This window comes from Flavobacterium sp. IC2-16 (genome assembly GCF_055521455.1).
Genome location: NZ_CM145480.1, coordinates 163,963 through 188,282, shown reverse-complemented (window position 1 = coordinate 188,282; position 24,320 = coordinate 163,963). Strand labels below are relative to the sequence as shown.

Sequence of the window (24,320 nt, the reverse complement as noted above, 5' to 3'; positions counted from 1 at the left end):
ATTTGTATAGTAGTTTTAGCTGTTAGCTGTTAGCTTTTAGCTTTTAGTTGTTAGCTTTTAACTTTTAACTTTTAACTTTTAACTTTTAACTTTTAACTCATTCCTAACTACTAACCCCTAACTACTAACCCCTAACTACTAACTACAGATTATTAAAAAACAACATCATGGAACAAAGTATTGAAACATTCGATTCGCATCGTGCCGCTGTTGCTGCTTTAAAAGATTTAGGGGAGCACGGATTTCCGTTAGATAAAGTTTCTCTTGTGGGGAAAGCCGAAGTGGTAGACGATCATATTTATATAAAAGACACCGATGAAAGTACGAACATACCCGCCTATGTAGGTATTGGTGCTGGATCGGTAGTTGGATTACTAACCGGTTTGGGCGTTTTTTCCATTCCGGGTGTTGGGTTTCTATACGGAGCCGGAGCATTTGTAGGCTTAATTGCCGGTGCCGATTTGGGTATTGTATCGGGTGGATTTGTATCGGTTTTGGCTAAAATTTTCACCAAAGAAGAGCATGTAGTTAAATTTAAAGAACATTTGGACGAAGGTAAATTCATGCTTGTAATTCATGCTTCCGCAGAAGAGATAGAACGCGCCAAAGAAATTTTACATGTTGAAAATGCCCATTAGGGTTTACCATTGATGATTACCAATTTCTTTGTACTTGATTAAAATAGAATTAAGGTTGTAACGTATGGTTGCAACCTTTTTTATTTGCCAATACAGAAGTTCGCGAAGATGTTGCCCAAAAGCTCGTCGTTAGTAACTTGCCCCGTGATCTCACCAAAGTAATACAGCGCCTGACGGATATCGATAGCCATTAAGTCGGCCGATAACCCACCTTGCAATCCCCATTGTACTTTTTGGATTTCTTCTAACGCTTTTAACAACGAATCGTAATGACGGGTGTTGGTTACAATAGTATCGTTGTTGCGTAAAGCACCGGTATTAACAAACGAAAGCAGTTGGTTTTTTAACTCGTCTATACCTTCTTTGTTTTTAGCGGAGATGAATATCGTTGACAATTTTCGGTTTACCGTTGCCAGTTCTTCGCTGTAAAGGCTTAATCGGTTATTGATTTGCGACACTACTTCTTGCGGAATGATGTCTTTCTTATTGACAATAACAATCAACGATTTTTGAGGATATTGGTTTTGTATTTTACCGATTTCGTTAATGAAGGAATCCAATTGAGTATTTGCGGTAAACTGTGAACCGTCAACTAAATACAGAACCACTTGAGCTTGTTCAATCTTCTCAAATGTTTTCTTGATACCAATGCTTTCTACATGGTCTTTGGTTTCACGTATTCCGGCAGTATCAATAAATCGGAATCCAATACCGTTAATAACCAATTCGTCTTCAATGGTATCACGTGTGGTTCCGGCTATATCGGATACAATGGCTCTCTCTTCGTTTAATAAAGCATTTAACAACGTCGATTTTCCCACATTGGGTTCACCTACAATAGCTACCGGTATTCCGTTTTTGATAACATTACCCACCGCAAACGAATCGATTAAGCGTTTTAAAACAAATTCAATGCGATTTAAAAGGTCATGAAATTGAGTACGATCGGCAAATTCTACATCTTCTTCAGCAAAGTCCAGCTCCAATTCAATAAGCGAAGCAAAGTTTAAAAGCTCTTCTCTTAGCTTGGCAATTTCATTACTAAATCCGCCACGCATTTGTTGTATGGCAATTTGATGGCTGGCTTCGTTATCCGATGCAATTAAATCGGCTACGGCTTCAGCTTGCGATAAGTCCATTTTACCGTTCAAAAACGAACGTAAGGTAAATTCTCCCGCTTGTGCCATTCGGCAGCCGTTACGAAGCAATAACTGAATGATTTGCTGCTGTATGTATGTTGAACCGTGACATGAAATTTCGATAGTGTTTTCACCAGTGTACGAATTGCTGCCTTTAAAAATAGAAAGCAACACCTGATCTAAAACCTTACCATCGTCTACAATATGGCCCAAATGCAGGGTGTGGGTACGCTGTTTGGTAATATCCTTACCCGAAACCGACTGAAACACCTTAGCGGCTATGGATATAGCCTCTTTTCCCGATATACGAATTACGGCAATAGCACCGGCTCCCGAAGGGGTGGCTAATGCTACTATGGTGTCGTTTGAAATCATGTACAATTGGTTCTAGGGTTCAGTGGGGCAAAGGTACAAAGTTTTTTAGAAGTTAAGAGTTAAGGTGTAGTAATTAGGGAAGAGAGAAAAGGGAAGAGGGAAGAGGGGAGAGGGAAGAGGGAAGAGGGAAGAGGGAAAGGAGAAAAGGGAAGAGGGAAAAGGGAAAAGGGAAAAGGGAAAAGGGAAAAGGGAAAAGGGAAAAGGGAAAAGGGAAAAGGGAAAAGGGAAAAGGGAAAAGGGAAAAGGGAAAAGGGAAAAGGGAAAAGGGAAAAGGGAAGGATTGATAACTCCTAACCCCTAACCCCTAACCCCTAACCCCTAACACCTAACCATTAACTCTTATGTACTAATTCCCAACTCCTAACTCCTAACTCCTAACTCCTAATTCCTAATTCCTGAAAACTGCGACTAAAAATTGAGACTGAAAACTGCGACTGACCCTCAGGTTAAATAATTGATAAACTGATATTTATCAGATTTTATTTGCGTTTTTTTTAGTAACTTTATAGAACTAAATAAAGCCTGCAGTCATGAGAAAGATACTTTTTCCTACCGATTTTTCTGAAACCGCCAACAATGCTTTTGTTTATGCTTTGGAGATGGCAAAATCTATTGATGGCGAAGTAATTGTGCTTCATGTTTACGATTTACCTTCGGTTACGTATGGTGAAATTCCGATGGCAGTGGTAGAAATTTACGACTCTATTGAATTGAATAGCTTTGAGAATTTTAAAGATCAGATTCCGCATTTGCGTAAAATTGCCGAAAAGCACCAATTAGGCGATGTTAAAATGAGCCATGTATTACGCCATGGCGATTTGGTGCATATTATGAAAGAAATTTGCCATGATGAGCAAATTGATATGGTTGTAATGGGAACTAATGGAGCATCGGGATTACAAGAGATGTTTTTAGGTTCTAATACCGGTAATGCTATTGTTAATCTGCCAGTGACAGTACTAAGCGTACCCAATAAAGCTAAATTTAACCGAATTCAGCATTTTGGATTTACTACCAAGTTTAACGATTCCGACCGTGAAGCGCTGCATAAAGTTATAGCTATTGCTAAAAAGTTTTATGCTCGCGTAAAATGCTTAACAGTTAAAACACGCGGATTTAAAGTTACCGATGAAGGTATGGAATATTGGAAAGAAGAGTTTAAAGATGAACCGGTAGACTTTTTCTTGATTCCGCATGATAATGTAAAAGAAACGATTACTGATTTTATTCAAAACCAAGAAATTGACATATTGGCTATGGTAACACACAAACGTAATTTCTTTGAAGAATTGTTTACGCATAGCTTGGCTCAAAAATTATCGTATCATTCCGAAAAGCCTATTTTGGCATTTCATGATGAGTAGGGTTAGTGAAAAGGGAAAAGAGAAAAGTGAAAAGAGAAAAGAGAAAAGAGAGAAGATTTTATAATTACATAAAATAAAAAACCGCAATTCCAGTAAGGTCTTGCGGTTTTTTGGTATAAAGGGTTGGTTATAGCGCTTCTGAATTTAGAAATATGAAATTAGAATTTAGAATCGGATTTTTATGAATTCTAACTTCTGAATTCTAAATTAATTATTCAACATTACCGGCATTACCAACATGGTAACGGTTTCGCCTTCGTCTAATCCGTCAACTGGTGTAAGGATTCCGGCGCGGTTTGGTAACGACATTTCCAATTGAATTTCATCGGATTGTAAGTTGGTTAACATCTCGGTTAAAAAACGAGAGTTGAATCCGATTTGCATATCGTCTCCTTGGTAATCACACGTTAAACGCTCTTCTGCTTTGTTTGAGTAATCGATATCTTCTGCAGAAATGTTCAATTCGGCTCCAGCAATTTTTAAACGAATTTGGTGCGTGGTTTTGTTAGCAAAAATTGCCACACGACGTACCGAACTTAAAAACTGTGATCTGTCCATTACTAATTTGTTTGGGTTTTCTTTTGGAATAACCGCTTCGTAGTTAGGATATTTACCGTCAATTAAACGACAAGTTAAGGTATAATTATCGAATGAAAACGTTGCATTCGAATCGTTGTAATCAATTTTAACTTCAGCGTCTGAAGTGGCTAAAATCCCTTTTAAAATAGTTAAAGGTTTTTTAGGCATAATGAAATCGGCTGCTTGTGATGCTTTAACATCGGTACGAGCATATTTAACCAATTTATGTGCATCGGTTGCTACAAATATTAATCCTTCTGTAGAGAATTGGAAGAATACTCCAGACATTACCGGACGTAAATCGTCGTTTCCTGCTGCAAAAATTGTTTTGCTGATAGCAGTTGCTAAAACTTCTGCTGGTACTAGGGTAGAAGATGGCTCTTCTAAAACCACAGCTTTAGGGAACTCTTCACCTGGTGCGTATGCTAAAGCATATTTACCGGAATTAGAGCTGATTTCGATAGTATTGTTGTCTTCAACGGTAAACGTTAAAGGCTGCTCCGGAAATGTTTTAAGGATTTCCAACAATAATTTTGCTGGAACGGCTACACTTCCTTGACTAGTTGAATCGATTTCTAAAGTAGAAGACATAGTCGTTTCTAAATCGGATGCCGATACACGTAGCTGATTGTTATCTAATTCAAATAAGAAATTATCCAAAATAGGTAAAGTGTTACTACTGTTGATAACACTACCTAATACTTGCAATTGCTTTAACAAATACGAACTGGATACTATAAATTTCATCTTCTTCTTTATTTATGGAGTGTAAAATTGCACTTATATTTTGCAATTCACAAATATATTCTAATCTTATTAATCGTAAAAACAAATTTATTAACAACTACTTACCGTATTTTCGCTTACGTAAGAAAGTGAAAACAAATCCGAATAGCGCTAGTACAACTATTGGTAATCCGACAGTTAGGATTTGTGTAAAGGTGTAGTTTTCATAAACTTTTTCTTTGTCAAGCAACGGCAGGTTTACATCTTTACTGCGAATGTTAATAAGTCCGCTGTCATCTAAAAGATAATTCACACAGTTTAACAAAAATTCTTTGTTGCCAAACAGGTTGTTGGTCCATTTATCATATCCCAATTCTAAGGGTTGATACGCTTGATCTAACTGATTTTTAATTACATCACCATCGGAAATAACAATCATTTTATTGTCTTTTCCTACCGGTTTATATGTTGCATCTTTAAAAGGAAGGATACGGTTTTCGTACATAGAATGGAACTTCCCCTCTAACAATACCGAAAGCGGAATTAATCCACCATCGGGGTAATCTTTTGGTCCGGTTTCTTCAGACACCATCGCTAAACTCACTTGAGTAGGGGTTCCTACTGTTTTTGAGTATTGCGAAGATTCCATTAATACCGTTTTTTTAATATCATTTTTTAGAAGCTCAATAGGGTTTGCAAAATCGAATTTAACACCTTCGATATTTTTTACAATAGGGTGTTGGGATTGCGGGTATACAAACGGAGCGTATTTCCACGGATATTGCTCGTATTGGGTTTGGCTTCCCGGTTCACCGGTAGCAAGTTTGATAGGTGTAGCTTGTTCGTCTTTTACCAATGCCGGATTCATACGAATTCCGTATTTGAAGAACATATCCGTCAAATTCAAATCTTTTGGATAGGCTAGAATAGAACCGGTTTCGTTGTACAGGCTGTCCATTTCGGCAGTTACATTGTCTACCAACCAAAGTGTTTTACCACCGTTGATGATGTATTGGTCTAATACCTCTTTTTCTTCTTCCGTAAAACGTTTTGAAGGTTTTGCAATAATGGCTAAATCGTATTTTTTAAGCGCTTCTAGGCTTCCTTGTGGGTTTTTAGAAACCGAGTCCATTGTAAATGGCCCGATGTAATAACTCTCACGAACCGATTTTAAGAAATCGGCAATTTGTAAATCGTGTAGTTCACCAATACCTTTAATTACAGCGATTTTCTTTTCTTTTTGCTTGGTAATTTTATTGAACGCATCCGCAAAAGCGTATTCTAAATGTTGTACCGAACTTACCACTTTTTCTTCGGTGGTAGCACCCATCATGTTTTTAAGCAACTGTACTTTGGTTACTTTGTCGTTGTATGTGGCTACAGCCCATGGGAAAACTACTTCTTGCGATTGTTTGCCTTTATCGTCTACCGTAATGCTAATTGGAGTTAAGCCTCTTTGATATAACATTTTCATGTTGGCTTCACGATCGGCTTCTTTTTCTAACGGATTAACAAACTGAAAGATAATATTAGAATTATATGCTTTAAATTCTTCTAGCGTTTGATGTGTTTCGCTTTGTAAACGTTTGAATTCGCCCGGAAACTGACCTTCTAAATACACATCGATGTACAATGGGCTATCGACCTGTTTGATTAGGTTTAAAGTGGTTTCAGATAAAGTATAGCGTTTATCGGCAGTTAAATCGAAACGTTTGAAAAAATAATAACCGAAAACATTAATAGCCAGTAAACCGCCAAGTATTAGGGCAAGTTGCTTTAATCCTTGTTTTTTATTTTCCTTCATTACCATTTCAAAGATTTAAGTTGATAAACGGTTGCGGCTAAAAATGCAATGGTTATACTCAAAAAGTAAATGATGTCGCGTGTGTCGATAACCCCTCGGCTCATACTTTTAAAATGATAATCGAAACCAAAACTTGCAAACAAATCGCCAAAGCTTCCCATAAAACTAGCAATGCCTTCGAAACCGAAATAGAAAATGAAACACAAAAACACAGCGATTATGAAAGCTACAATTTGATTGTCTGAAATAGTAGAAGTAAAAATACCAATGGCCGAATAGGCTGCAATTAAAAACAACAAACCGAAATACGACCCCATAGTACTACCCATGTCTAGGTTTCCGGCTGGATTGCCTAAATCGGAAATTACAAAAACATAAATTAGTGTTGGTATAATAGCAATTACAATCAGTAAAAAAGCGCCAAGGAATTTGCCGTTTACAATTTCCCATGTGCTTAAGGGTTTGGTAAGCATTAATTCGATTGTACCTTGCTTTTTCTCATCAGAAAAACTACGCATGGTTACAGCAGGAATTAGGAAAATTAAAATCCAAGGTGCCAAAGTAAAAAACGGACTCAAATCGGCGAATCCACTTTTTAGAATATTAAACTCTCCTTCAAACACCCAAAGGAAGAGTCCGTTGAGTAAAAGAAAAATAGCGATAACCAAATACCCAATCGGCGAACCGAAAAACGATTTGATTTCTCTTAATAGCAATGCTTTCATTCTTTTTGTTTATTTGTTTATGCGGTAATTTTTAATTGACTACCTAAACCTAATTTTTTGCTTTTTATTGTTTTTAACTGTAAACTGAGACTGTAACTGTAACAGATTACTCTAAAGTTGCTAGTTTATCCACGCTCCAAGCTTCGGGTTTATCGTTGAATAACTTTTTGGTGAACGTCCAGACATCATAAAACAGTTCCGAATTACGGTAGTTTTCCAAATCTTGCTCGGTTTCCCAATAGCTGTATGTAAAAAAAATACACGGATTGTTTTTATCCTGATACAGTTCTAGAAAACGGTTTCCCGGTGCATTTCGTATTTTCTCTTTCATTTGTTCGAAATTTTCCAGAAATGCCGGAATATTTTCCTGATGAAAACTCAATTTTACAATGCGTACAAACATACTATTTTTTTGTTATTTGTTGATTTGGTTATTCGGTTATTTAAATTGAACGATTACCGTGTCTCTAAACTTAAGTCCTAACAGCGATGTAGCCGAACCAACCGTTGAAGGATTACTTTTGTATATGGCAATTTCTAAAAAGTTGGCTTCATTAAAAAGGGCTAATCGCTCACCTTCAAAATCTTTTAATGTAAATTTTTCAGAAATATTAAAATCAGAATAATTTTTATGAATTCGTTTTAGCGTGATTTCTTTAAAACGATAGGCCGATGATCCAAATTTGATTTCGAAATCACGACCTTTTCCAATACGTTCAAACATAGTTTTAGAAATATTGGTAACACAGTTTCCAAAATGGTCAATATAAACCACAAATCCTTTTAAGGAAGTAGAATCGTCTGAAACCGTTGCCTGTAACTGATTCATCTCTTTTAAAGCGTTGATTTCTGTTCCAATAGCATTGAGGGTACCTTCTTTCGCTAATACACAAGCGGCTTTCACCAGAACTTCTGTATCTGAAGCAGACGAAGGCATACTATCCTGTAGCGTTACTTCTACCAATTGTTGTGGCGCCACTTTTTCGGTAAGAATACTCAATATACCATTATCTGCACATATAAAATACTGATTGTTCCATAGCATGGCAATGTGTTTGTTTTCGGAAGTACGCTCCGAATCAACCCCAATAACATGAATAGTCCCGTTTGGAAAACTGGTATAGGTAGCGTTAATAATGTAACTCGCTTCGGCGATATTAAACAAATCGATGTCGTGAGAAATGTCAATAATTTGAGCCTGAGGATATTCTGTAATAATTTTGCCTTTTAACGCACCCACAAAGTGGTCTTTCAGGCCAAAATCGGTAGTTAACGTAATTATTGACATCATTTTGTTTATAACTATTACAGAAAGGTTTTCTAAAATTTATTAGATTTGAGATATGCAAAGCTAACTTATTTTTTTAATTAAATCTCGCTGCTTTTGAACGAAAGAACCATCGAATTGACAGACATTACTCCAAAGGATTTTTGGGGTACACAAGATGCTCATCTTGAACTAATTAAAAAATTATACCCAAAATTAAAAATTGTAGCCCGAGGCACGTTGGTGAAAGCTTACGGAGAAAAGGAAATTTTGGATGAATTTGAAGTGCGCTTCAACAGATTAATGACTCATTTTACACGTTTTAATTCCATTGATGATAATGTAATTGAGCGTATTGTTCAAACTAACAGTCAGGACGAACAACGCATGCCTGACCACGATAAAATTTTAGTACATGGTATAGGAGGAAAGCTTATTAAAGCGATGACTCCAAATCAACAAAAATTAGTTGATTATGTAAATAAAAACGATATGGTTTTTGCCGTTGGTCCTGCTGGAACCGGTAAAACATATACGGGTGTAGCTTTGGCGGTTAAGGCCTTGAAAGAGAAACAAGTTAAGCGTATTATTTTAACTCGACCTGCCGTAGAAGCTGGTGAAAACTTAGGTTTTCTTCCGGGAGATATGAAAGAAAAACTCGATCCATACATGCAACCGTTATACGATGCGTTGCGTGATATGTTGCCACCACAAACGTTGGAAGATTATATTCTAAAAGGTATTATACAAATTGCGCCTTTAGCATTTATGCGCGGTCGTACACTGGACAATGCTTTTGTAATTTTAGATGAAGCACAAAACACCACACACTCGCAAATGAAAATGTTTTTAACGCGTATGGGTAAAAATGCTAAATTTATTATTACTGGTGATCCAGGTCAGGTAGATTTACCTAGGAGAACGATTTCCGGTTTGAAAGAAGCTTTGCTGGTTTTAAAAGATGTAGATGGAATTGGTATTATTTATCTGGACGATAAAGATATTGTTCGCCACCGTTTGGTTAAGAAAATTATTGATGCCTATAAGAGCATTGAAAATCATGATTAAAAAGAGTTACAAAGTTACAATGTAGCTGAGTTACTTAGTTTTTTGGAGCGAGAGTTTAGGGAGTGTTTGGAAACGTAATTCCCGTCTTTCGCTCCAATTTTTTTGCTCTTTAGATAAAGAATAAAAAAAATCCGCTGCAACCGGGGCTAGTGAGAATTGGTATTGATTTTCAAAGGTTTCAAGGTCTCAGACTTTCAAGATTATTAATCAACTAGCTAACGAAAGGTTCAATTTTAAAAACTGAACTAAACTTTGCGACTCTGTAAACTTTGCAACTTAGCTACTTTATAATATCTTTGCACCACAAAAACAACAACACAATAGAATGAATACAATCACAACGACCAGTTTTAACTTTCCGGGTCAAAAATCAGTGTATCACGGTAAAGTACGTGAAGTATATAACATCAATGACGAACTTTTAGTAATGATTGCTACCGATCGTCTTTCGGCTTTTGATGTGGTAATGCCAAAAGGAATTCCGTACAAAGGGCAAATCTTAAATCAAATTGCTACTAAATTTATGCAATTAACCCAAGATATTGTTCCAAACTGGTTAATTGCTACACCAGATCCAAATGTTGCAGTAGGTCACTTGTGTACGCCGTTTAAAGTTGAAATGGTAATTCGAGGCTATTTATCCGGTCATGCCGCTCGTGAGTACGCATTGGGTAAGAGAATGTTATGCGGAGTTGCTTTACCAGAAGGATTAAAAGAAAACGATAAGTTTCAAATACCAATCATAACACCGTCTACTAAAGCGGATAATGGCGAACATGACGAAGATATTTCAAGAGAAGATATTTTAGCAAAAGGTATTGTTTCTGAAGAAGATTATATTGTTTTGGAGCAATACACAAGAGCATTATTCCAGAGAGGAACCGAGATTGCAGCTTCTCGCGGATTAATTTTAGTAGATACTAAATACGAATTTGGAAAAACTAAAGACGGTAAAATTGTTTTGATTGATGAAATTCACACGCCGGATTCTTCACGATATTTTTACACTGAAGGCTATGAGGAAAGACAGCTTAATGGTGAGGCTCAAAAACAATTATCTAAAGAATTTGTGCGCCAATGGTTAATTGCAAATGGATTTCAAGGTAAAGAAGGACAACAAATTCCAGAAATGTCAGATGAATATATCGCTACAGTTTCGGAACGATATATCGAGTTGTTTGAAAACATTTTAGGTGAGAAATTTGAAAAAGCCGATGTTACAAATATCCATGAACGTATAGAAAAAAATGTTCTTGCGTTTTTAAACAAATAAGATAATCCAATCTTAATAGTATACTAACCACGCTTTGCGTGGTTTTTTTGTTCTTTGTAGTAAGTTATTTGAAATTATATGTATCGTTGAATGCGCATTAAAAACCGATTATCAGTTAAGAATTGTTAAAGTTTTGTTATAGTAATCTTTTTTGGTAACGAAATCGATTTAAACGCGTCTATTACATTAAATCATCAACCGAGGCGTAACAAAATTATTTGGATCGTAGCGGAAAAATTAATCATCAATCAAAACCGAAGCGAAGCTAAATTATTTGCAACGCCTAGGGAAAAATTCATCAATCATCATGAAATCAATTATTTATTTTGGAATTGCTTTGGCAGCCACAACATGTGTAGCCACAGCTATGAATTGTCAGCAAATATCTTTAGGTGATGCGACAAGTTCAACATCACAAATGCATTTGAGTGAAAACAAATTGCTTGTCTCAAATGAAGAACACAACCGCGAACGCTGGACAAGTAACGAAAATAAAGCGGCGGAGAAAAATCCAATCGATTTAATAACCTTTAGTCCTTACGAAAAACCAATTCAGGAAGTTATTGCCGAGGATAATTTAATTATTGAAAATGCTATCGCTAATGATACGCATTCAGTAATTATAGAGTCTAATAAAGAAAATTTAAGTTTTGAGACTCTTTTTTCATCAGAATTGTATCCGGTTTACACAGAAAAATCAATAGCAGACACTATTAAAGAAGATAGTAAGATTATTGAAAGTTCCATTTTAAAAGAAAATTACTAATCAAAAGAATTCATTTTAATCATTAATCATAAATCAAGTATCATGAAATCAAACAATCAAATGAACAAAACGAACAGTTTTTTAAGAACAAGTAAAAGATCAATAGCCTATTTAGGTTTAGGCTTGTTGACTTTTTCTAATGTTGCAATGGCTTCCAATGGGGATTTTAAAGCAGCAAAAAGTATTGAAGTTGTTAATTACGATGTAACACCATTGTGTGTTGCTATTAGTAAAGGGGATTTGGCAACCGTTAAAAAGTTTGTGGAATACGGTATGGATATTAACGAAAGAAAAAACGGTATGACTCCATTAATGTATGCTGCTCGTTACAACAATGCAGAAATTGCAAAATTTTTAATTGAAAAAGGTGCTGACGTTTCTCTTAAAGATGATAATGGTCACACTGCACTTCAACATGCCGAAGCTGGAAATGCAACTCAAGTAGTTGAAATTTTAAAATCGGTTACTAAATAAGTCTTTTACTTAAAGGGTTAGTTCTATAAAAAAAACCACGCTTTAAGCGTGGTTTTTTTGATTAAGTAGTTTTAGTCGTGTATATTTAGTTGGTCATCAAAATATCAAAATAAAATTGTCCCATCCAACATGAGGCAGTTTGATCGCCAATTATATCGGTTCGAGTTACATTCATAGTTACAGAGCTTTGTGACTTAGATGCATAATTCAAACTAAAGGTGTCTGGGAATGAACTGTTATTATAGGCACTAAATATAAAACCTTTGGGGTTAAAGGGTAATTGTGGTGAAAAATCGTATCGTACTTGTAGTCTTTCAGGTCTTGCAGGTGCTAAAAGTACAGAGTTCCCACTAATGGTTGCTACTGCTCCCGCTGTAGTTTGTCTGGCTAAAATTGTCCATGTAACAGTAGTGCTAACTCCTCGAATAGGAATGGTGAAACTTCCAGTGCTACCATTTGAAACGGTATTACAAATTGGAATAACCATACCTTGTATAGAAACTAAATCGGGCATATTTGATATGCTATTTGCAGTAAGGTTTTGCCATGTTGCATTTCCAGAAGCATCAGATACCAATACTTTTCCTGCCGCTTGATTTCCATCAACAATTCGCAATGCTGCTGGAGCAGTAGTAGCCACTGTAATGTCGTCTACATACGCAGCATCTTCACCAGAAGAAGCCGAACTGTCTTTGCTGTATTCCCATCGTAAAGTTCTTGAACCAGCTGCAAGATTGTAAGTTTGCAAGGTCCAACCAACGGTACCAGACCATTGTGTTTGTTGAACGCCATCTATGTAAAAACGTAAATAATCAAAGCCAGATTCACTGCTAACTCGGTAATAAAATTTCAAAGTTGCACCTCCGGCTGGAACGATAACGGTGTTTGTCATGTAGGTTAATTGACTATCACCAATGGTTCCCGACTTAGCGGCATAGCTTCCAGTATTTTTTTGAGCTGTTTGTGTTGCCCAATTCGCACTACCACCAGATGTAAGTGGAGCTATAGAGTTGGTCTCAAAATTCTGATTCAGTAAACTACCTGGAACACCAATGTTTTCAATATGGAATTTGTTAGTAGGTGATGTGGTCCCGACACCCACATTTCCAGTATTGTTGTTGTAAATGTCGTTACCTACTTTAGTCCAATGGCTAATACCACCGGAAAAAGGAGTCCATTTTAAACCATCCCAATAATAAAACCCAACTCCTGTAGTTGTGTTAGTATTGTACACAACCAAACTAGTTGCTGGAGTTGTTACTGGGGCAGCGGCATTTAAATCGGGAATAGAAATTCGGGGTACTAGTAGGCCTTTGTCTGTTGCGGTTATGTCGAGCATGGAGCTTGGGTGGGGCGACGTGGTATTAATTCCAACTTGTGAAAAAAGTACCAAGGGAAAAAACAAAAGTACAAGTAACTTTTTCATTATGTTTTTGTTGTGTTTTGGTTATCACGACAAAAATTGTAAAAAGCCAAGTTGTAAAAAAAAATGTGGGATAAACAGAAACTTTTTAGGGAGAAAAAAACTAATCCTTTGGAATAAAGGCTGTTAATTTATCTAAGACTTCGTTTTTATAGGTTTTGGAAACAGGTATTTTTTTTGTGCCAATACCAATAAAGGTACTATTGAAACTTTTAATTTTAGTAGTATTTACAATAAAACCTTTATGGGTTTTTAGAAATGTATTTGGCAAACGCAATGAAAAATCTGTTATAGTAGAACGATGCCTGAAAACTTGTGTAGGTGTAACTATTAACAAGTAATTTTTTTGAGATTCCACGTATTCGATTTCTTCAAAATATACTTTTTCAAAAACTTCCTGATGTTTAATAAACAGATAGTCTTTCTTTGACTCGGTATTTTCGGTAACTTTTTTGGTGTAATTAAGAATTGCGATTTCAATTGCAGAAAACAAATCGGCTTTTTGAAACGGTTTTATTAAATAGCCATATGGATTGGTTGATATTGCTTTTTTAATGGTTTCATTATCGGAATAGGCTGTTAGGAAAATATGTGGAATTTCGTAGTTGTCCTGAATGTGATTTGCAATCCAAATGCCGTTTTTTTCTCCCTGAATAGTGATGTCTAATATAACCAATTCGACGCTTTGAGATTGTAAAACATTTAAGGCTTCTTCGGCATTCATTGCTGTACCAATTACATGATACCCCATTTCGGTTAAATAGACCGAAATTGTTTTTTGAGTAATATATTCGTCTTCTACGACCAATATTTTAAGTGGATGACTCATTTTAGTTGTGTGTTTCTTTAAAGAGTATAGTTATTGTTGTTCCGTTTTGGTTTTCAAAATTAAAATTTCCCTCCAATTGTTTTGTTAGACCTTGAATTAAATCGAATCCAATTGAGTTTAGTTTCGAAATGGCAAAGTCTTCCGGCAGTCCAATGCCATTGTCGGCTACAATTAATTCGTAATAGTCATTATTTTTATTCAAACTGATTTTAATTTTTCCGGTTTCTCGTCCTACGAATGCATGTTTAAAACTATTGGTTATGATTTCGTTGATAATTAAACTCAACGGAATAGCTGTATTGATGCCCAGTTCAATAGCATTAGCTTCAATTTCGAAAGTTACTCTAGTTTGGTTGTTGTATGTTGTTTGAATTGCTTGTAGTAAGTCGGTTAAGTAATTCTGAAAGGGAACTTTACTAAGGTTTTCAGATTGATATAATGTTTTATGAATTAAGGCAATTGATTGAATTCTTGCTTGTCCTTCTTTTAATATAATTCTCGCGGTTTCATCATTAATATTTAGATTTTGAAGCTCAAGAATTCCAGATATAATTTGTAAGTTGTTTTTAACTCGATGATGAATTTCTTTTAGTAACATTTCTTTTTCGGCTAAAGACTCATTAATTGTGCTGTTTTTTGCCGATATTTCTTCGTTTTTCTGCTCAATTTCTTTTCTTTTTTTTCTGGAATTGTACAGATAGATTAAAGTGATTGCAGAAATTATTCCCAGTGAAAGCGCTAAAATGGAAAGTATTCTTTTTTGGGTAGCATTAATATTTTGTTGTTGCTTTTCAATTACGTTGTCTTTTTGCTCCAATTGATATAAGATATCGTTTCCGGCCAAGAGAAGTCTTTGTTTTTGAAAATTTAAGGAGTCACCGAGTTTAATTGCTTTTTGGAAGTAGGTAATTGCTTCATCCAAATGTCCGGTTTTCTTATAAATATCTGCTTTTGTCTTGTAATAAGTTACTTTGATTTCAGGATTAATATCCGAATTTAAAAATTGTTCTGCCAGATACATCTTCTTTTCAGCTTCGGAGTAATTCCCAATTTTAGTATAACAGTCGGCCAATAAAATAAGACTTCTAAAAGTACCATTTAAATCACCATTATTTTTTAATCCTATAGTAGCGTCTTCTTCTAATAAAGGAATAGCACTTTTATAGTCGTTTCGAATAATTTTTAAAACTGCCATATTGCCTTTAATAACACCATTTAAGCGCTGAAAAGTTTCAAAATCAGTTGTTTTAATTGATTTGTTGGCTTTTTCTAAAGAGAGCATATAGTAATGATACGCACTGTCTGGTTGGTGAATCATTGAGTAATAATAACCCAAGTCGTTATATGCAGAAGGGATAATTAAAGAATCTCTTTTTGGATTTATAAATAAATCTGTGATTTCCGATTTTAATTGCGGTATTGCTTTATCGTACAACTGCAAACGAGCATAAAGATTACTCTTGATGTTATAGCTCCACAAAGGGAAATCGGCACCTTTCTTTCTAAGAATGGCAATTTCGGAGTTTATTTTAAAAACATTGGAATATAGATTGAGATTGAGATACGATTTTTGTAATCCAACCAAAATATTCATTTGTTCTGCTTGCGTTAGCTGGTATTCTTTATTGTTTTGAATATCTTTTAAAACCTCAATCGATTTTAATTCTTCGTCTTTAATATTGTAGACTTCCGCTAAAGCAAATTGATATCGGATGTGAAGTTTTTTATCCGATAAGATACCTGCATCGGAAGAGAGCTTTGGAAAATTTTCAAAGAAAAAATCCCGATAAGCTCTTTTCTGATTCAGATTTAACGCTTCATAGTAAGCGATTTTGTCAATGTTTTTCTTCGAAAAATAAGCGGCTCTAATTTTGTCTGCACTTTGGGAATATCCGGTTGTTATCAGACATAGGAAAATGAGAACTAAATTATTTTTCAGGGAGAAACGCATTATTTTTTAAAATAAGAGAATGTTTCGTTGTTTTCAATCTTAAGCAAACTCTCGTATATTAGTTTGATTACGTTTTCTACATCTTCTTTATGTACCATTTCTACTGTAGTATGCATATAACGTAGCGGGAGAGAGATTAAAGCCGAAGCTACACCACCATTACTATAAGCAAAAGCATCCGTATCTGTACCGGTTACTCGTGAAGAAGCATGGCGCTGAAATGGAATTTTCTTTTCTTCAGCAGTACCAACTATTAACTCTCGTAATTTGTTTTGTACTGCTGGCGCATAGGCAATAACAGGACCTTTACCCATTTTTAAATCACCTTCAATTTTTTTGTCAATCATTGGAGTAGTGGTATCATGACAAACATCGGTAACAATGGCAACATTAGGTTTTATTGTTTGAGTAATCATTTCTGCACCACGAAGTCCAATTTCTTCCTGAACCGAATTCACAATATACAATCCAAACGGAAGTTTCTTTTTGTTTTCTTTTAATAAACGAGCTACTTCTGCAATCATGAATCCACCCATTCTATTATCGATGGCTCTACAAACAAATTTATCGTTGTTTAAAATCATAAATTCATCTGGGTAAGTGATAACACAACCAACATGAACGCCTAATTTTTCAACTTCTTCTTTGTTAGAGCATCCGCAATCAATAAAGATATTTTCAATTTTTGCAGGTTCTTCTTTTCCGCTTCTACCTCTAGTATGAATAGCTGGCCATCCAAAAACACCTTTAACAATACCTTTTTTGGTATGAATATGAACACGTTTAGATGGTGCAATCATATGATCGGAACCCCCATTTCTAATCACATATATTAATCCGTCATCAGTTATATAGTTTACATACCAAGAAATTTCATCGGCATGACCTTCAATAACTACTTTATATGGAGCATCCGGATTGATAACGCCAACAGCTGTACCATAGGTGTCTGTTATAAAAGTATCTACATAAGGTTTTAAATAGTCCATCCATATTTTTTGTCCACTTTCCTCATAACCTGTCGGTGAGGCGTTATTTAAATATGCTTCTAAGAAGGATAATGATGATTTTGAAAGTATCGATTTACTAGCCATAATTAATTTTTTTTGCTAAAATAATGATTTGGTATTATAGTTGCACCGCATTTTTTATATAAATTTGACCAAATGTTATTTCGGATGAAAGTCGTTCAAATTCTTTTTTTAGTAGTATTGTTTTCAGTTTCGGTTAGTGCTCAGGATATAGTTAAAGATTCTGTTAGAACCGATAACGACACTACAATTGTTTTTTCTACCGAAATGGACGAGCTTATTATATCGAAAGATAAAGCTTTTGAAGAAGAGCAAAAAAGATTACGCATTTTAGAACGACGTGTTCTTAAAGTTTACCCGTATGCAAAGTTGACGGCCGATAACTTGGTTATCTTGAATGCAAATATGGCTAAACTTAAAACCGACCGTGAAAAAAAGAAATACTTTAAAATAGTAGAAGATTATTTAGAAAACGAATTTGGCGAACGTTTGAAGAAGTTTTCTCGCAAAGACGGACAAATTCTTGTTAAGCTTATAAATCGACAAACGGGTAAAACAACTTTTAGTTTGGTGAAAGAATTAAAAAGTGGTTGGAAAGCCTTTTGGTCTAACAATACTGCTAGATTATTCGATATTAATTTGAAGGAGGAATACAAACCTTTTACGGTTGTTGAGGATTTTTACATAGAGAGTATTCTTATTAGAGCATTCAGAGACAATAAACTTCAAAAGCAAAATCCGGCTATTCCAATAGATTTGGCCGAACTTTCCGCTACTTGGAAAGAGCGAATCAATATTTCTCGTAAAGAAAGAGAAGAGCGTATCGCAAAGGAAAAAGCCGAAAAGAATAACAAGTAATAGTTTTAGTAGCTAGACTTCAATGCTTCTTTGCGGTCTGTATACCCGCTGTCCGCTCTACACGGTGCCGCTTCCATCGGGGCTAAGGGGTGAGGTTGTGGGTTTTTAGCAAACTTTTAATGTATATACTATATTATAGTAGTATGGGAATTCAAGCTGTGCTGTTATATAAATAGTAGTATGAAATCAACTTTGCCACTTTGTGACTTTGCGAGGCTGTAACTTTCTTTAAAAAACTTTATTGTGTTACGGAATGGTTACCAGAGAGTTATGAAAAATCGGCAAAAAACTTTTAAAAAAAGGTTGCAAAAAGTTTGGAAGTGGTAAAAAGAGTGCTACTTTTGCACCCGCAATAACGGCATAGTTCATACGACATATTGAGACAAACTGAATTGAAAAGATTTTTAAAAAAAGTTTAAAAAAGATTTGGATTGTAGAAAATAAAGATTGTATCTTTGCCACCCGCAAAACAAGGGAAGTTCATTGGAAATACTGGTTAAGACGAAAAGAAAATTTTTTCAAAAAAAAGTTTCAAAAAGTTTTGCAGATTAAAAAAGAGTTTCTACTTTTGCACCCGCTAATCGAGAGATTGGTGTTAGAATAAAAGAAGACAACGTTCATAGACATATTGAATTGACAGCAAATATAAGAGAGAGTAAGACTTTTTCGAGTAGAATTAGAAAAACCTAGCGACTGAATCGACAATATTAAAAATATACGATGAAGAGTTTGATCCTGGCTCAGGATGAACGCTAGCGGCAGGCCTAACACATGCAAGTCGAGGGGTAGAGTTAGCTTGCTAACTTGAGACCGGCGCACGGGTGCGTAACGCGTATGCAATCTACCTTGTACAGAGGGATAGCCCAGAGAAATTTGGATTAATACCTCATAGTATCTTTCGGTGGCATCACCGGATTATTAAAGTTCCAACGGTACAAGATGAGCATGCGTCCCATTAGCTAGTTGGTGTGGTAACGGCATACCAAGGCAATGATGGGTAGGGGTCCTGAGAGGGAGATCCCCCACACTGGTACTGAGACACGGACCAGACTCCTACGGGAGGCAGCAGTGAGGAATATTGGTCAATGGACGCAAGTCTGAACCAGCCATGCCGCGTGCAGGATGACGGTCCTATGGATTGTAAACTGCTTTTATACGGGAAGAAACCCTGCTACGTGTAGCAGCTTGACGGTACCGTAAGAATAAGGATCGGCTAACTCCGTGCCAGCAGCCGCGGTAATACGGAGGATCCAAGCGTTATCCGGAATCATTGGGTTTAAAGGGTCCGTAGGCGGTTTTATAAGTCAGTGGTGAAATCCGGCAGCTTAACTGTCGAACTGCCATTGATACTGTAGAACTTGAATTACTGTGAAGTAACTAGAATATGTAGTGTAGCGGTGAAATGCTTAGATATTACATGGAATACCAATTGCGAAGGCAGGTTACTAACAGTTTATTGACGCTGATGGACGAAAGCGTGGGGAGCGAACAGGATTAGATACCCTGGTAGTCCACGCCGTAAACGATGGATACTAGCTGTTTGGAGCAATCTGAGTGGCTAAGCGAAAGTGATAAGTATCCCACCTGGGGAGTACGCACGCAAGTGTGAAACTCAAAGGAATTGACGGGGGCCCGCACAAGCGGAGGAGCATGTGGTTTAATTCGATGATACGCGAGGAACCTTACCAGGGCTTAAATGGGAGACGACAGGACTGGAAACAGTTTTTTCTTCGGACGTCTTTCAAGGTGCTGCATGGTTGTCGTCAGCTCGTGCCGTGAGGTGTCAGGTTAAGTCCTATAACGAGCGCAACCCCTATTGTTAGTTGCCAGCGGGTCATGCCGGGAACTCTAACAAGACTGCCGGTGCAAACCGTGAGGAAGGTGGGGATGACGTCAAATCATCACGGCCCTTACGTCCTGGGCTACACACGTGCTACAATGGACGGTACAGAGAGCAGCCACTACGCAAGTAGGCGCGAATCTTCAAAGCCGTTCTCAGTTCGGATCGGAGTCTGCAACTCGACTCCGTGAAGCTGGATTCGCTAGTAATCGCATATCAGCCATGATGCGGTGAATACGTTCCCGGGCCTTGTACACACCGCCCGTCAAGCCATGGAAGCTGGGGGTACCTGAAGTCGGTGACCGCAAGGAGCTGCCTAGGGTAAAACTAGTAACTGGGGCTAAGTCGTAACAAGGTAGCCGTACCGGAAGGTGCGGCTGGAACACCTCCTTTCTAGAGAATGATGAAAGTCATGGGTTTTTACGAAAGATAGAGAATTACTCTCGCTGTTAGTTCAAAAAATAACTTAAATACAGAGTCTCGTAGCTCAGCTGGTTAGAGTACTACACTGATAATGTAGGGGTCGGCAGTTCGAGTCTGCCCGGGACTACTTTTTAAGCTTATAACTTGTAAGTTATGGATTTAAAAAGGTATAAAAGTTATAAAAAAAAAGGAAATTTTAGAAGTTGAGGATTCAAAATTCATAATTCTGAATTCATAATTCTGAATTACGATTGGGGGATTAGCTCAGCTGGCTAGAGCGCCTGCCTTGCACGCAGGAGGTCATCGGTTCGACTCCGATATTCTCCACTACGGCTATAAAGTCAAAGCTGATAATTTTTGTCAGTTGCGACTCGCCACAAGTTCATTGACATATTGAGATAAGAAAAATACAAATTAAAAAGTAGAAAGCATAGGATCTTGTAGTAATACAAGAACCACATACATAAGCAAAATAAGGGCGTATGGGGATGCCTAGGCTCTCAGAGGCGATGAAGGACGTGATAAGCTGCGAAAAGCTGCGGGGATTGGCACATACGATGTGATCCGCAGATATCCGAATGGGGCAACCCAATACATTGAAGATGTATTACCCGATAGGGGGCAAACCCGCTGAACTGAAACATCTAAGTAGGCGGAGGAGAAGAAAACAAAAGTGATTCCGTAAGTAGTGGCGAGCGAACGCGGATTAGCCCAAACCAGAGTTGTTACGGCAATTTTGGGGTTGTAGGACCACGACATTTGATGCGGATTGAATTAGAATAACCTGGAAAGGTTAACCACAGAGGGTGATAGTCCCGTATAAGTAAGAAAAGATATCAATAGTGGTATCCTGAGTAGGGCGGGGCACGTGAAACCCTGTCTGAATCTGGCGGGACCATCCGCTAAGGCTAAATACTCCTGAGAGACCGATAGTGAACCAGTACTGTGAAGGAAAGGTGAAAAGAACCGTGAATAACGGAGTGAAATAGATCCTGAAACCATACGCTTACAAGCGGTCGGAGCCCTTTCGTGGGGTGACGGCGTGCCTTTTGCATAATGAGCCTACGAGTTACCGTTGCTGGCAAGGATAAGCACTTCAGGTGTGGATCCGTAGCGAAAGCGAGTCTGAATAGGGCGCTTTAGTCAGTAGTGGTAGACGCGAAACCGTGTGATCTACCCATGGGCAGGATGAAGCTGTGGTAACACACAGTGGAGGTCCGAACCGGTTGACGTTGAAAAGTCTTCGGATGACCTGTGGGTAGGGGTGAAAGGCCAATCAAACTCGGAAATAGCTCGTACTCCCCGAAATGCATTTAGGTGCAGCGCTGAGCGTAAAGTTATATAGAGGTAGAGCTACTGATTGGATGCGGGGGCTTCACCGCCTACCAATTCCTGACAAACTCCGAATGCTATATAATGTTTCTCAGCAGTGAGGGCATGGGTGCTAAGGTCCATGTCCGAGAGGGAAAGAACCCAGACCATCAGCTAAGGTCCCCAAATGTATGCTAAGTTGAAAAAACGAGGTTTGTCTGCCCAGACAGCTAGGATGTTGGCTTGGAAGCAGCCATTCATTTAAAGAGTGCGTAACAGCTCACTAGTCGAGCGGACGAGCATGGATAATAATCGGGCATAAGTATACTACCGAAGCTATGGACAGGAAACTGTGGTAGGGGAGCATTCTAACAGGGTTGAAGGTGTGATGCGAGTCATGCTGGACCGGTTAGAAAAGAAAATGTAGGCATAAGTAACGATAATGCGGGCGAGAAACCCGCACACCGAAAGACTAAGGTTTCCTCAGCTATGCTAATCAGCTGAGGGTTAGTCGGGTCCTAAGGCGAACCCGAAAGGGACAGTCGATGGCCAACGGGTTAATATTCCCGTACTACTTATAATTGTGATGGGGTGACGGAGTGATGAAAGCACCGCGAACTGACGGAATAGTTCGTTAAAGTACCTAGCTATAGGTCCCGTAGTAAAATGCGCGGGAACTGGTGAAATACGATAGTACACGGAGTCTTCGGACAAAGTGATAGTGTGCCTAAGGGCTTCCAAGAAAAACCTCTAAACTTAGATTATAAGTACCCGTACCGTAAACCGACACAGGTAGTCGAGGAGAGAATCCTAAGGTGCTCGAGAGATTCATGGCTAAGGAATTAGGCAAAATAGACCTGTAACTTCGGGAGAAAGGTCGCCAGCAGCAATGCTGGCCGCAGTGAAAAGGTCCAGGCGACTGTTTATCAAAAACACAGGGCTCTGCAAAATCGTAAGATGAAGTATAGGGCCTGACACCTGCCCGGTGCTGGAAGGTTAAGAGGAGATGTTATCTTCGGAGAAGCATTGAATTGAAGCCCCAGTAAACGGCGGCCGTAACTATAACGGTCCTAAGGTAGCGAAATTCCTTGTCGGGTAAGTTCCGACCTGCACGAATGGTGTAACGATCTGGACACTGTCTCAGCCATGAGCTCGGTGAAATTGTAGTATCGGTGAAGATGCCGATTACCCGCAGTGGGACGAAAAGACCCTGTGCACCTTTACTATAGCTTAGTATTGACCTTGGATAAGTGATGTGTAGGATAGGTGGGAGACTGTGAAATGGCGTCGCCAGGCGTTGTGGAGTCATTGTTGAAATACCACCCTTTGCTTATCTGAGGCCTAACTCTTCGACGAAGAGGACATTGCTTGGTGGGTAGTTTGACTGGGGTGGTCGCCTCCAAAAGAGTAACGGAGGCTTCTAAAGGTTCCCTCAGCACGCTTGGTAACCGTGCGTAGAGTGCAATGGCATAAGGGAGCTTGACTGAGAGACATACAGGTCGATCAGGTACGAAAGTAGAGCATAGTGATCCGGTGGTTCCGCATGGAAGGGCCATCGCTCAAAGGATAAAAGGTACGCCGGGGATAACAGGCTGATCTCCCCCAAGAGCTCATATCGACGGGGGGGTTTGGCACCTCGATGTCGGCTCGTCACATCCTGGGGCTGGAGAAGGTCCCAAGGGTTGGGCTGTTCGCCCATTAAAGTGGCACGCGAGCTGGGTTCAGAACGTCGTGAGACAGTTCGGTCTCTATCTACTGTGGGCGTTAGAAATTTGAGTGGATCTGACTCTAGTACGAGAGGACCGAGTTGGACTGACCTCTAGTGTATCTGTTGTCTCGCCAGGGGCACCGCAGAGTAGCTACGTCGGGAAGGGATAAGCGCTGAAAGCATATAAGCGCGAAACCCACCACAAGATGAGATTTCTTTTAAGGGTCGTGGAAGATGACCACGTTGATAGGCTATAGATGTAAAGGCAGTAATGTCATAGTCGAGTAGTACTAATAACCCGTAAGCTTATGTATCGATTCCTCCCTCGCAAGAGGGAGGAGCTTAAACTTTTAAAACTTTACTTATCTCAGTATGTTAAGATATTTTGTAATGTTGATTAGCCAAGGCTAATTACCCTTACATAACGACTTAAGGTGGTTATTGCGGCGGGGCTCACCTCTTCCCATTCCGAACAGAGAAGTTAAGCCCGCCTGCGCAGATGGTACTGCAATCCTGTGGGAGAGTATGTCGCCGCCTTTCTTTTAGAAGCCCAGCTTGGAAAAGCTGGGCTTTCTTTTTTTATAGGTGTGGCGTGTCGGCCTTTGGCCTCGATCCGCCGCCTTTAGCTTCGCTCAATTCGCCCTTTGGGCTCGAGTCTTTTGAAAACCCTATCCAAATCGGATAGGGTTTTTTGTTTTATAATGTTTTGTGTTCGGAATTGCAACCAACTGCAATACAATTACTTGCT

17 protein-coding genes, 2 tRNA genes and 3 rRNA genes are annotated in these 24,320 nt (G+C 38.1%); 12 read left to right on the top strand and 10 right to left on the bottom strand.

Features of this window, described 5'->3' with window-relative positions; translation table 11 throughout:
- The first annotated feature begins 167 nt into the window (after positions 1 to 167).
- On the top strand, positions 168 to 638 hold the full coding sequence (locus ACZ1JT_RS00825; RefSeq protein WP_465094275.1) for a hypothetical protein: 471 nt from the start codon (positions 168 to 170) through the stop codon (positions 636 to 638).
- A gap of 80 nt (positions 639 to 718) precedes the next feature.
- Here the strand turns inward: ACZ1JT_RS00825 and mnmE are convergent, their stop codons facing one another.
- Positions 719 to 2,152 carry a tRNA uridine-5-carboxymethylaminomethyl(34) synthesis GTPase MnmE gene (gene mnmE, locus ACZ1JT_RS00820; RefSeq protein ID WP_465094274.1) on the bottom strand — a complete coding sequence of 478 codons (1,434 nt, stop codon included), beginning with the start codon at positions 2,150 to 2,152 and terminating at the stop codon, positions 719 to 721.
- Positions 2,153 to 2,682: 530 nt separating this feature from the next.
- On the opposite strand from mnmE, the gene ACZ1JT_RS00815 reads away from it, so the two are divergent.
- Entirely contained in the window at positions 2,683 to 3,516 is an 834-nt protein-coding gene (locus ACZ1JT_RS00815) for a universal stress protein (protein ID WP_465094273.1), read from the top strand.
- 207 nt (positions 3,517 to 3,723) lie between these two features.
- Here ACZ1JT_RS00815 and dnaN read toward each other — a convergent pair whose 3' ends face one another.
- The 5 genes from dnaN to ACZ1JT_RS00790 all read right to left on the bottom strand — a co-directional run bounded on the left by dnaN (position 3,724) and on the right by ACZ1JT_RS00790 (position 8,638).
- The gene (gene dnaN, locus ACZ1JT_RS00810) at positions 3,724 to 4,842 is read right to left on the bottom strand and encodes a DNA polymerase III subunit beta (RefSeq protein ID WP_465094272.1); all 1,119 of its coding nucleotides are present in this window, start codon (positions 4,840 to 4,842) and stop codon (positions 3,724 to 3,726) included.
- 97 nt (positions 4,843 to 4,939) lie between these two features.
- The gene (gene gldG / locus ACZ1JT_RS00805) at positions 4,940 to 6,625 is read right to left on the bottom strand and encodes a gliding motility-associated ABC transporter substrate-binding protein GldG (RefSeq protein ID WP_465094271.1); all 1,686 of its coding nucleotides are present in this window, start codon (positions 6,623 to 6,625) and stop codon (positions 4,940 to 4,942) included.
- On the bottom strand, positions 6,625 to 7,350 hold the full coding sequence (gene gldF, locus ACZ1JT_RS00800; protein ID WP_465094270.1) for a gliding motility-associated ABC transporter permease subunit GldF: 726 nt from the start codon (positions 7,348 to 7,350) through the stop codon (positions 6,625 to 6,627). The genes gldG and gldF overlap by 1 nt, the downstream gene beginning before the upstream one ends.
- 106 nt (positions 7,351 to 7,456) lie before the next feature.
- Positions 7,457 to 7,753: a putative quinol monooxygenase gene (locus ACZ1JT_RS00795; RefSeq protein WP_237791105.1), complete on the bottom strand. Its 297-nt coding sequence runs from the start codon at positions 7,751 to 7,753 to the stop codon at positions 7,457 to 7,459.
- 36 nt (positions 7,754 to 7,789) lie between these two features.
- Positions 7,790 to 8,638 carry an SAM hydrolase/SAM-dependent halogenase family protein gene (locus ACZ1JT_RS00790; RefSeq protein WP_465095260.1) on the bottom strand — a complete coding sequence of 283 codons (849 nt, stop codon included), beginning with the start codon at positions 8,636 to 8,638 and terminating at the stop codon, positions 7,790 to 7,792.
- Positions 8,639 to 8,734: 96 nt separating this feature from the next.
- On the opposite strand from ACZ1JT_RS00790, the gene ACZ1JT_RS00785 reads away from it, so the two are divergent.
- The 4 genes from ACZ1JT_RS00785 (at position 8,735) to ACZ1JT_RS00770 (ending at position 12,198) form a co-directional block, all read left to right on the top strand.
- Positions 8,735 to 9,685 (top strand): PhoH family protein, encoded by a 951-nt coding sequence (locus ACZ1JT_RS00785; protein WP_465094269.1) that lies wholly within the window; start codon positions 8,735 to 8,737, stop codon positions 9,683 to 9,685.
- A gap of 325 nt (positions 9,686 to 10,010) precedes the next feature.
- Positions 10,011 to 10,958, top strand: a complete 948-nt coding sequence (locus ACZ1JT_RS00780) for a phosphoribosylaminoimidazolesuccinocarboxamide synthase (RefSeq protein ID WP_465094268.1) — start codon at positions 10,011 to 10,013, stop codon at positions 10,956 to 10,958.
- 307 nt (positions 10,959 to 11,265) lie between these two features.
- A complete protein-coding gene (locus ACZ1JT_RS00775) occupies positions 11,266 to 11,724 on the top strand; it encodes a hypothetical protein (protein WP_465094267.1) in 459 nt (152 codons plus the stop codon).
- 42 nt (positions 11,725 to 11,766) lie between these two features.
- The gene (locus ACZ1JT_RS00770) at positions 11,767 to 12,198 is read left to right on the top strand and encodes an ankyrin repeat domain-containing protein (protein ID WP_465094266.1); all 432 of its coding nucleotides are present in this window, start codon (positions 11,767 to 11,769) and stop codon (positions 12,196 to 12,198) included.
- Between the two features lie 85 nt (positions 12,199 to 12,283).
- Here ACZ1JT_RS00770 and ACZ1JT_RS00765 read toward each other — a convergent pair whose 3' ends face one another.
- The 4 genes from ACZ1JT_RS00765 to ACZ1JT_RS00750 form a co-directional block, all read right to left on the bottom strand.
- A complete protein-coding gene (locus tag ACZ1JT_RS00765; protein ID WP_465094265.1) occupies positions 12,284 to 13,624 on the bottom strand; it encodes a hypothetical protein in 1,341 nt (446 codons plus the stop codon).
- A gap of 100 nt (positions 13,625 to 13,724) precedes the next feature.
- On the bottom strand, positions 13,725 to 14,450 hold the full coding sequence (locus tag ACZ1JT_RS00760; RefSeq protein WP_465094264.1) for a LytR/AlgR family response regulator transcription factor: 726 nt from the start codon (positions 14,448 to 14,450) through the stop codon (positions 13,725 to 13,727).
- Position 14,451: 1 nt separating this feature from the next.
- The gene (locus tag ACZ1JT_RS00755) at positions 14,452 to 16,401 is read right to left on the bottom strand and encodes a tetratricopeptide repeat-containing sensor histidine kinase (protein WP_465094263.1); all 1,950 of its coding nucleotides are present in this window, start codon (positions 16,399 to 16,401) and stop codon (positions 14,452 to 14,454) included.
- Positions 16,401 to 17,495 carry a M42 family metallopeptidase gene (locus ACZ1JT_RS00750; protein WP_465094262.1) on the bottom strand — a complete coding sequence of 365 codons (1,095 nt, stop codon included), beginning with the start codon at positions 17,493 to 17,495 and terminating at the stop codon, positions 16,401 to 16,403. Before ACZ1JT_RS00750 ends, ACZ1JT_RS00755 begins: the two co-directional genes overlap by 1 nt.
- A gap of 84 nt (positions 17,496 to 17,579) precedes the next feature.
- Between ACZ1JT_RS00750 and ACZ1JT_RS00745 the strand changes: the two genes are divergently transcribed.
- The 6 genes from ACZ1JT_RS00745 (at position 17,580) to rrf (ending at position 24,112) form a co-directional block, all read left to right on the top strand.
- Entirely contained in the window at positions 17,580 to 18,290 is a 711-nt protein-coding gene (locus tag ACZ1JT_RS00745) for a DUF4294 domain-containing protein (protein ID WP_465094261.1), read from the top strand.
- Positions 18,291 to 19,007: 717 nt separating this feature from the next.
- Positions 19,008 to 20,523 (top strand): 16S ribosomal RNA (locus ACZ1JT_RS00740).
- Positions 20,524 to 20,606: 83 nt separating this feature from the next.
- A tRNA-Ile gene (locus ACZ1JT_RS00735) sits at positions 20,607 to 20,680 on the top strand.
- Positions 20,681 to 20,806: 126 nt separating this feature from the next.
- Positions 20,807 to 20,880: transfer RNA gene (locus ACZ1JT_RS00730), tRNA-Ala, on the top strand.
- A gap of 134 nt (positions 20,881 to 21,014) precedes the next feature.
- A 23S ribosomal RNA gene (locus tag ACZ1JT_RS00725) occupies positions 21,015 to 23,886 on the top strand.
- Positions 23,887 to 24,002: 116 nt separating this feature from the next.
- Positions 24,003 to 24,112, top strand: a 5S ribosomal RNA gene (gene rrf / locus ACZ1JT_RS00720).
- The 16S, 23S and 5S rRNA genes sit together here with 2 tRNA genes alongside, the layout of an rRNA operon.
- Positions 24,113 to 24,320 lie beyond the last annotated feature (208 nt).

What these genes read in the sequence shown, in the direction of transcription:
- ACZ1JT_RS00765 (WP_465094265.1), bottom strand. Translation starts at nt 13,624, where the DNA reads ATGAAAAAGTTACTTGTACTTTTGTTTTTTCCCTTGGTACTTTTTTCA.
- ACZ1JT_RS00745 (WP_465094261.1), top strand. Translation starts at nt 17,580, where the DNA reads ATGAAAGTCGTTCAAATTCTTTTTTTAGTAGTATTGTTTTCAGTTTCG.
- ACZ1JT_RS00825 (WP_465094275.1), top strand. Translation starts at nt 168, where the DNA reads ATGGAACAAAGTATTGAAACATTCGATTCGCATCGTGCCGCTGTTGCT.
- ACZ1JT_RS00755 (WP_465094263.1), bottom strand. Translation starts at nt 16,401, where the DNA reads ATGCGTTTCTCCCTGAAAAATAATTTAGTTCTCATTTTCCTATGTCTG.
- dnaN (WP_465094272.1), bottom strand. Translation starts at nt 4,842, where the DNA reads ATGAAATTTATAGTATCCAGTTCGTATTTGTTAAAGCAATTGCAAGTA.
- ACZ1JT_RS00775 (WP_465094267.1), top strand. Translation starts at nt 11,266, where the DNA reads ATGAAATCAATTATTTATTTTGGAATTGCTTTGGCAGCCACAACATGT.
- gldG (WP_465094271.1), bottom strand. Translation starts at nt 6,625, where the DNA reads ATGAAGGAAAATAAAAAACAAGGATTAAAGCAACTTGCCCTAATACTT.
- ACZ1JT_RS00795 (WP_237791105.1), bottom strand. Translation starts at nt 7,753, where the DNA reads ATGTTTGTACGCATTGTAAAATTGAGTTTTCATCAGGAAAATATTCCG.
- ACZ1JT_RS00760 (WP_465094264.1), bottom strand. Translation starts at nt 14,450, where the DNA reads ATGAGTCATCCACTTAAAATATTGGTCGTAGAAGACGAATATATTACT.
- mnmE (WP_465094274.1), bottom strand. Translation starts at nt 2,152, where the DNA reads ATGATTTCAAACGACACCATAGTAGCATTAGCCACCCCTTCGGGAGCC.
- ACZ1JT_RS00750 (WP_465094262.1), bottom strand. Translation starts at nt 17,495, where the DNA reads ATGGCTAGTAAATCGATACTTTCAAAATCATCATTATCCTTCTTAGAA.
- ACZ1JT_RS00790 (WP_465095260.1), bottom strand. Translation starts at nt 8,638, where the DNA reads ATGTCAATAATTACGTTAACTACCGATTTTGGCCTGAAAGACCACTTT.
- gldF (WP_465094270.1), bottom strand. Translation starts at nt 7,350, where the DNA reads ATGAAAGCATTGCTATTAAGAGAAATCAAATCGTTTTTCGGTTCGCCG.
- ACZ1JT_RS00815 (WP_465094273.1), top strand. Translation starts at nt 2,683, where the DNA reads ATGAGAAAGATACTTTTTCCTACCGATTTTTCTGAAACCGCCAACAAT.
- ACZ1JT_RS00770 (WP_465094266.1), top strand. Translation starts at nt 11,767, where the DNA reads ATGAAATCAAACAATCAAATGAACAAAACGAACAGTTTTTTAAGAACA.
- ACZ1JT_RS00780 (WP_465094268.1), top strand. Translation starts at nt 10,011, where the DNA reads ATGAATACAATCACAACGACCAGTTTTAACTTTCCGGGTCAAAAATCA.